General features: G+C 59.4%; 8 protein-coding genes. All 8 read left to right on the top strand.

All coding sequences use genetic code 11. The features are described 5' to 3' along the window. The first annotated feature begins 789 nt into the window (after positions 1 to 789). The 8 genes from C814_RS10825 to fliP all read left to right on the top strand — a co-directional run bounded on the left by C814_RS10825 (position 790) and on the right by fliP (position 7,191). The gene (locus tag C814_RS10825; RefSeq protein ID WP_016317859.1) at positions 790 to 987 is read left to right on the top strand and encodes a flagellar FlbD family protein; all 198 of its coding nucleotides are present in this window, start codon (positions 790 to 792) and stop codon (positions 985 to 987) included. A gap of 33 nt (positions 988 to 1,020) precedes the next feature. Further along, positions 1,021 to 1,863 (top strand): motility protein A, encoded by an 843-nt coding sequence (locus C814_RS10820; RefSeq protein ID WP_016317858.1) that lies wholly within the window; start codon positions 1,021 to 1,023, stop codon positions 1,861 to 1,863. 93 nt (positions 1,864 to 1,956) lie between these two features. Continuing rightward, complete coding sequence (locus C814_RS10815; protein WP_016317857.1) at positions 1,957 to 2,979, top strand: flagellar motor protein MotB; 1,023 nt, start codon at positions 1,957 to 1,959, stop codon at positions 2,977 to 2,979. Between the two features lie 20 nt (positions 2,980 to 2,999). After that, the gene (gene fliM / locus C814_RS10810; RefSeq protein WP_016317856.1) at positions 3,000 to 4,076 is read left to right on the top strand and encodes a flagellar motor switch protein FliM; all 1,077 of its coding nucleotides are present in this window, start codon (positions 3,000 to 3,002) and stop codon (positions 4,074 to 4,076) included. Between the two features lie 9 nt (positions 4,077 to 4,085). Continuing rightward, entirely contained in the window at positions 4,086 to 5,504 is a 1,419-nt protein-coding gene (gene fliN, locus C814_RS10805; protein WP_016317855.1) for a flagellar motor switch protein FliN, read from the top strand. A 121-nt stretch (positions 5,505 to 5,625) separates the two neighbouring features. Then, positions 5,626 to 5,988, top strand: a complete 363-nt coding sequence (locus tag C814_RS10800) for a response regulator (RefSeq protein WP_016317854.1) — start codon at positions 5,626 to 5,628, stop codon at positions 5,986 to 5,988. Continuing rightward, positions 5,988 to 6,386, top strand: a complete 399-nt coding sequence (gene fliO / locus C814_RS22170; RefSeq protein ID WP_016317853.1) for a flagellar biosynthetic protein FliO — start codon at positions 5,988 to 5,990, stop codon at positions 6,384 to 6,386. The genes C814_RS10800 and fliO overlap by 1 nt, the downstream gene beginning before the upstream one ends. Next, on the top strand, positions 6,379 to 7,191 hold the full coding sequence (gene fliP, locus C814_RS10795; protein ID WP_016317852.1) for a flagellar type III secretion system pore protein FliP: 813 nt from the start codon (positions 6,379 to 6,381) through the stop codon (positions 7,189 to 7,191). The genes fliO and fliP overlap by 8 nt, the downstream gene beginning before the upstream one ends. The last annotated feature ends 116 nt before the right edge of the window (positions 7,192 to 7,307 follow it).

The following is a 7,307-nucleotide window of genomic DNA, read 5'->3' as shown; positions in this document are numbered from 1 at the left end:
CCGGGCGCATGTTGTTTTGGGTTCCCGACCAAAACAACGCCCTTCGCTTCTCGGGCTTTCAGCCCGAAGCGCGCTTGCGCGCGACGCTCGGGCAAGATGCGCCTCACGGGCTAGGGGTCAGCGACCCCTCCCCGTGTGCCCCTCCCCGGCAAGCCTTGTGCGCCAGTCCGGTCGGGCACTGTGTAGTGGGGTTTTGCGGCGCGGCCTGGGGCGAGTGAGAGGGCCTGCCTGGGCAAAAAACAGGTTGGGGCGGGCACTGACATGCGTGTCCCTTCCGCCCAGCCAAAGGCGGGCACCCTTCCGGGGGATACATAAGGGGGAACCCCCTTATGTGTGCTTTTTATCTTGCTTTTTGCACAAGCAAAAAACAAGCCGTCCGCCCGGACGGGACCGGGCATCCCGGTGCCGCCTGCGGCACACTGATCAAAAAAGGTAAGGTACTGCACCGCTGTACCTCTCCCACCATCGCCTGGGGGAGAGGGGTTCTTTAAGGGGCATTGCCCCTTAAATGCACTTTTGGTTCCTTTTCGTGCATCCGAAAAGGGACCCGCCGCGCGGGGGCGGATACCCCGCATCCAGCGCCGCCTGCGGCACACTGATCAAAAAGGTAAGGTGCTGCACCAAAAGAACCCGCCGCGGGGGCGGCCCCCCGCATCAGGCGGCGGCAGAACGTGGCCGCCGCCCGCAGGCAAGCAGACATATTGGTTTGCGGATATGCCTGTTTGCCTGTGGAATTGCTGCAATAGGGGCAGCGTAAAAATATGGGAAAAGAAAGAAGGAGCAATTCTTATGATAGTCTTAACCAAGCTGCGCGGAGAGAGGTTCACCCTCAACTGTGACCTGATCGAGACGATTACCGAAAACCCGGACACCACTATCCTGCTGACCAATGGCAGCCTGCATATTGTGAAAGAGCCGATGCAGGAAGTGATCGACAAGACTGTCGAATTCCGCAGGCGCATCTACCGGGATAATATCAGCATGTAACCCGGATGCCAGAGAAAGGAAGGGAAATTCTTTATGGATTTAATGACAATTATCGGCACCCTGTCTGCGTTCGCGGTCCTGTTCTTCGGAATAGCGTTCGATAAAACCAAAGGCCTCGTATTTGGAAACTTCGGCAACTTCTTGGACGTACCGAGCCTTATCATCGTTATCGGCGGCGTTATCGCGGCGCTGATGCTCTCATTTCCGATCAAGATTTTTACCAAAATCCCCAAACACATCAAAATCTGCCTGATGCCCAAAAAGTATATCCCGCAGGAATACATTATGCAGATTGTCGATCTGGCAACCGAAGCGCGTATCAACGGCCTGCTCTCGCTCGAAACCAAGCTCGAGGAGACCAGCGACACCTTCCTGAAAAACAGCATGATGCTGGTGGTCGACGCGGTTGACCCCGAAAAGGTGAAGACCCTGCTCGAAACCGAGCTGGATTATCTGGACGAGCGCCACGCGCAGGACCGCGGGTTCTACGACAAGGCGGCCTCCTACGGCCCGGCTTACGGTATGATCGGTACCCTGATGGGCCTGATCAACCTCCTGAAGCAGCTCGACGACCCGAGCGCGGTTGCGCCGGCAATGGCGGTCGCGCTGGTTACCACCTTCTACGGTTCCATCCTCGCAAACATGATGTTCCTGCCGATCTCGAACAAGCTCAAGGTCCGGCATGAGGAGGAGTACCTCTGCAAGATGATCGTGGCCGAGGGCGTGCAGGCGATCCAGGCGGGAAACAACCCGAAGTTTATCCAGGAAAAGCTCACCCAGCTGATCCCCGGCTACCTCGCTTCCAAGATGGAGGGCGCTTCCTCCGGCGGAGGCGGCGGAGAAGAGGGCGGCAAGAAGAAGGGCAAGAAAAAATAAACCACCCATCCCCGTATGCACAGCAGCCTGATACCGTGTGGACAGGTCCTGTGGATGCCGGTTTGAAAACTTGGAAAAGGCAGGTGAGCGATCATGGCCAAAAAGCAGCGTGAAGAGCCGAATACTTCGGAATGGATGAATACCTATTCCGACCTTGTGACCCTTCTGCTCTGCTTCTTCGTACTGCTGTTCAGTATGTCAACCATCAACGCCGAGAAGTGGGAAAACTTCGTCAAGGCGTTTGCCAACCCGGGCGACAAGACGATGCAGGTCGTTATTGACGCGCTTGAGGACAAGGGCGATGAGCTGGCGAACCCGATGGGGGAATCCACCCCCGCGCAGAGCGATTCGATGCCCCGGACCGACCTCGAGCTGCCCGCGAGCTTCGACGAGCTTTATGAATATATGAAAAGCTACGCCGAGGAAAACGGGCTGAGCGAATCGGTGCAGGTGAGCAAGGGCAAAAACACCGTTTACATCCGTTTCAAAAACAACCTCTTCTTTGACCCGGACAGCTCGAATATCCGGCAGGCGGCATTCCCGGTGCTCGATTTCCTCGGCGACTGCCTGCATTCGGTCCAGGATGAGATCATGACCATCAACATCAACGGCCATACCGCCTCGGTCGCCAATGCGGAGTGGTACGCGGTTTCCGACTGGAAGCTCTCTTCCGAGCGCGCCAGCGAGATTGCGATCTACTTCGAGGAAAACGGCGAGGTGGAGCCGACGATCATGCGCCCGATCGGCTACGGCAAAAACTACCCGGTCGAGAGCAACGATACCACCGAGGGCCGCGAGGCGAACCGCCGCGTGGATATGGTGATTGTGAGCAAGAACGCGGCGCTCAGCCCGGACGACCCGATGTATCAGGAGCTGGTCGGGCTGTTTGACCCAGGCGCGTTCCCCTCCTCGGCTTCCGCAGACGAGATCCTCGTCCCACAGGATGCGTTTGAGGCGCTCGCGCAGCAGACCGCGCTGGACGCCGGGCTGGATGCCGACGACCTGATCGCGGCAGCCCCGGATAATACGCCGGAGACCAGCCCGGAGGCAGAGCCGGGCGGGATCGGGGTCAGCCCGGAACCCCCCGCTCCCCCGGATGGGGAGACTACAGAATGAAGGAGCTGGATGATTAGCTTATGGCAGAGCAACTATCACAAGCACAAATTGACGCGCTGCTTGCCAAGATGAGCTCCGGAGAGGAAGTAGTCGAAGAGGAGACGCAGAAGGTCAAGGAGTACGATTTCAACTCCCCGAAAAAGTTTACCAAGGAACAGCTCAAGGCGCTCGACAGCATCCACGAAACGTTCGGCCGCCTGCTTTCCTCCCAGCTTTCAGGCATGCTGCGCAACGTCTGCGACGTGCAGGTCATGCAGATCGAGGAGCAGCGCTATTATGAGTATAACAACTCGCTGCCGGACACTTCGCTTTTCGGGCTGATCAACTTCAAGCCGGAGGGCGAGCACTACAGCGACAGCATCCTCATCATGAATGTGGATTCGGGGATCGGCTTTTATCTGATCGACCGGCTGCTCGGCGGCTCGGGCGAGCTTCACAACCTCACCCGCGACTATACCGAGATCGAGCTTGCGATTCTGGAGAACGTGCTCGGCAAGGTCGTGGTGAAGCTGCAGGACGCCTGGCGCAACAGCATCGATTGTACCGCCAGGCTCACCAGCGTGGAGACCAACGCCCGTCTCTTGCAGGTAATCGCGCCGGAAGAGATCATCGTTATCGTGATGCTCAACGTCAAGATCGGCGACATGACCGCGCCCATGACGATCTGTATCCCCGCGGAGAGCCTCGAAGAGGTCATTGACAAGTTCAGCGTCAGGTATACCCGCACAAATAACCGCAGGCTCGACCCGGATCACGAGCGGATCAAGAAGGAGATCCTCCTTCAGGGCGTCTGCAACACGGATATGAAGATTCAGGCGACTTTCGACCGGCTGGAACTCAAGCTCTGGGAGATCATGCAGCTCCAGCCGATGGATGTCATACCGCTGAACAAGCGGATCGACGACGATGTCGATATCACGCTTGGCGGGGTGCCCTGGTTCACCGCAAAGCTCGGTGAGCTGGACGACAAAAAGGCCATCAAGTTAAACCGCTGCATAAACCCGGTTGAGGAACCGGCCCTGCCCGGGGAGGACCCGGAAGAGGACGGGGAGGACGCCGGGCTGGTCGGCAGCGAGATGAGAGAAACGAGGAAATGAGGGAAACCAATGGGTGAAGCACAGACAAGCGTCCTTCTTGAGGACTGGGAGATAGACGCGATCGGCGAAATCCTGAATATCAGCATGGGTTCTTCAGCAACAGCGATTTCCAGCCTGCTCGACCGTCAGGTCATCATCTCAACCCCCACGGTTGAGATGCGCACCTTCCGCAGCCTGGATTACGCGGCGCTCGAGCCTGCCATGCTGGTCAAGATCGAGTATGTCGAGGGCATCTCGGGCAATAACGTAATGATTTTCCGGCAGCGGGATATGCAGATCATCCTGAACCTGCTGATGGGCAACGAAGAGGAGCCGACCGACGACTTTGTCTTTGATGAACTGAGCATGAGCGCGGCCTGTGAGGTCATGAACCAGATGATGGGCGCTGCGGCTACCGCGCTTTCCGAGTTTTTGAGCAAGGTGGTCAATATCTCCACGCCGGTTGCGTCGGTCATTGATTCGGACGAAAACTATTATCAGTCGCTCGGCGCCGACGAAGGCTCCGAGATCGTCTCGATCTCGTTCCATATCTCGATTGAGGGGGTCATGGACAGCGATTTCAGCAGCATCATGAGCTGCGAGCTGGTCAAGGACATCGTAACCTCGGTTTCGGGCCAGCAGGAACAGGAGATCGCGCAGGTTGAGATGCTGCCTTCCAACGCGGCGGCAGCACCGGCGCCGGCAGCACCGCAGCCCGAACCGGCTGCACCTCCGATGGGCTATCCTCCGCAGCAGCAGCCTGCGCCGGGGTATCCGCCCCAGCAGCCTGCCGCAGCGCAGCAGCCCGCGCCCGGCTATCCGCCCCAGCAGCCTGCCGCGGCACAGCAGCCCGCGCCGGGGTATCCACCCCAGCAGCCTGCACCCGGCTACCCGCAGCAGGCCCCGGGCTACCCTCCGCAGCAGCCCGCGCCCGGTTATCCGCCCCAGCCGGATATGTCCGGCTACCAGCAGCAGCCTGCGCCCGGCTATCCGGCCTATCCGCAGATGCCGCCCTATGGCTATCCGGCCTACCCGGGCTATCCTTACCCGCCCTACGGCTACGGGATGCCCCCCGAGGCCGCCGCGCTGCCCAACCAGGTGCTGAAACAGCCGCTCAACGTGCAGAACACCCAGTTCCCGGCGTTCGGCGTCCAGCAGACCGACAACCCCGCCTCCAATTCCAACATGGACCTTTTGATGGGGGTTTCGCTGGATGTCTCGGTTGAGATCGGGCAGACCAAGCGCAAGATCAAAGATATCATCGACTTTGGGCAGGGGACCGTCATCGAGCTGAACAAGCAGGCAGGCGCGCCGGTGGACATCGTGGTCAACGGCAGGCTGCTTGCGCGCGGCGATGTGGTGGTGATCGGCGACAACTTCGGCGTGCGCATCACCGAGATCGTCGGCACCAAAGAGCTGATGGAAAGCCTCAAGGCGGGCATCAGCTGACCCACCGGGCGCGGAGCGCGCCCGGCAAAACCCCGGAGAACCCCGCTTTTCAGCGGATCAGATATAGGAAGAATCTCAATGCTTACTTTCAGAACAGCTTTAGAAGGAGAGAATTTAGAAAATGGATAAGAAAATCATGCTTGTGGACGACGCTGCATTTATGCGAATGACGATTAAAAACTGTCTGACCAAAGCGGGCTACACCAACCTGGTCGAGGCGGGGGATGGTCAGCAGGCGGTCGACACCTTCGCGAAAGAGAACCCCGACCTCGTAATCATGGACATCACCATGCCCAACAAGGACGGCATCCAGGCCCTTCAGGAGATCAAGGCCAACAACCCGGCCGCCAAGGTGGTCATGTGCTCGGCCATGGGCCAGGAAGCGATGGTCGTGCAGGCAATCCAGCTCGGCGCGCTCGACTTCATCGTCAAGCCGTTTAAGCCCGACCGCATCCTCCAGACCGTCTCGAAAATCCTCGGCTGATGCCGTCCGATTCTGCGCAGGGCGCCGCCTCTGTCCTGACAGTGTTCGGCGGCCTGCTGATGTTCCTGCTGGTGGTCGTGGCGGCGTGGGCCTGTACGCGTTTTGTGGGCAGGCGGTTTTCAGCCGGTGCGGGCGCGGGCAGCGGCAGGCTGCGGGTGGTCGAGCGGGTTGCGCTCGGGCCGGACCGCGCGCTGGTCCTGGTGCGGGCCGGGGGCCGGGTGTTCCTGGTTGGGTCGGCGCCGCAGCAGCTCACCCTGCTTGCCGAGCTGGACGCGGATGCGTTCCCGGAAAGCGGCGGGCAGCCGGAACCCACCCCGGCCGATTTTGCGTCGCTCTTTGAGGCGGTGCGGCGGCAGGGGGGGAAGTTTAGGGGGAAGAAGGAAAAACCGGATGGATAAGGTCAACGAAAACAGAAAGGTCCTCAAAAAACAGCTCCGGCGGTTCGGGATTTCTGCCCTGGTAACGCTGGTGCTGGCTGTGGCCTGTCTTTCTCTGCATGCGTTCGCTGCGCCGATGGTCACCCTCGACCTTGGCAGCGGCGATGGGGCCGGAAGTTCCTTCGGTATCCTCGAGATGCTTTTTACGCTGGTTTTGATCGCGCTTGCGCCTTCTCTGCTCATCATGATGACCAGCTTCACCCGGATCATCATTGTGCTCTCGTTCCTGCGCAATGCGATGGGAACCCAGCAGTCTCCGCCCAACCAGGTTCTGATTGGGCTTGCGCTCTTTTTAACCCTCTTTATCATGTACCCGGTGTTCAGCCAGATCAACGACCAGGCTTACCAGCCCTACAGCCGCGGGGAGATCACCCGTACCGAGGCGGTCGAACGGGGGGCGCGCCCGCTCAAGGAGTTCATGGTGCGCCAGATCTACACCGATGACGCGGCTATGTTCCTCACGATCGCCAACGAGCGCCGCCCGGAGGAAGAGCGGATCACCGTCCCGGAGGACCTGACCGACCTCAGCTTCGAGATCGTCGTCCCGGCGTTCATCACGAGCGAGCTCAAACGCGCGTTCCTGATCGGTTTTTTGATCTTCCTCCCGTTCCTTATCATCGACATGGTGGTCTCAAGCACCCTGATGTCGATGGGTATGGTCATGCTGCCGCCTTCGATGATCTCACTGCCCTTCAAAATCATGATGTTCGTCCTTGTCGACGGGTGGGGGCTGCTCCTCGGCAACCTTGCCCGCAGCTTCCATTAGAGATATGCAGCGGTGCAGCATCTTACCTTTTTGAAAGAGGATGCCGCCTTCCGGCGGCAGGGGATGCGGGGTGTCCGCCCCCGCGCGGCGGGTCCCTTTTCGGATGCACGAAAAGG

This window comes from Anaerotruncus sp. G3(2012) (genome assembly GCF_000403395.2).
In the GTDB taxonomy this organism is placed as follows: domain Bacteria; phylum Bacillota; class Clostridia; order Oscillospirales; family Ruminococcaceae; genus Anaerotruncus.
This window is presented reverse-complemented; position numbering and strand designations above follow the sequence as displayed.

Coding starts and splice junctions, on each gene's coding strand:
- fliO (WP_016317853.1), top strand. CDS start 5,988: ATGCCGTCCGATTCTGCGCAGGGCGCCGCCTCTGTCCTGACAGTGTTC.
- C814_RS10825 (WP_016317859.1), top strand. CDS start 790: ATGATAGTCTTAACCAAGCTGCGCGGAGAGAGGTTCACCCTCAACTGT.
- fliN (WP_016317855.1), top strand. CDS start 4,086: ATGGGTGAAGCACAGACAAGCGTCCTTCTTGAGGACTGGGAGATAGAC.
- fliM (WP_016317856.1), top strand. CDS start 3,000: ATGGCAGAGCAACTATCACAAGCACAAATTGACGCGCTGCTTGCCAAG.
- fliP (WP_016317852.1), top strand. CDS start 6,379: ATGGATAAGGTCAACGAAAACAGAAAGGTCCTCAAAAAACAGCTCCGG.
- C814_RS10820 (WP_016317858.1), top strand. CDS start 1,021: ATGGATTTAATGACAATTATCGGCACCCTGTCTGCGTTCGCGGTCCTG.
- C814_RS10800 (WP_016317854.1), top strand. CDS start 5,626: ATGGATAAGAAAATCATGCTTGTGGACGACGCTGCATTTATGCGAATG.
- C814_RS10815 (WP_016317857.1), top strand. CDS start 1,957: ATGGCCAAAAAGCAGCGTGAAGAGCCGAATACTTCGGAATGGATGAAT.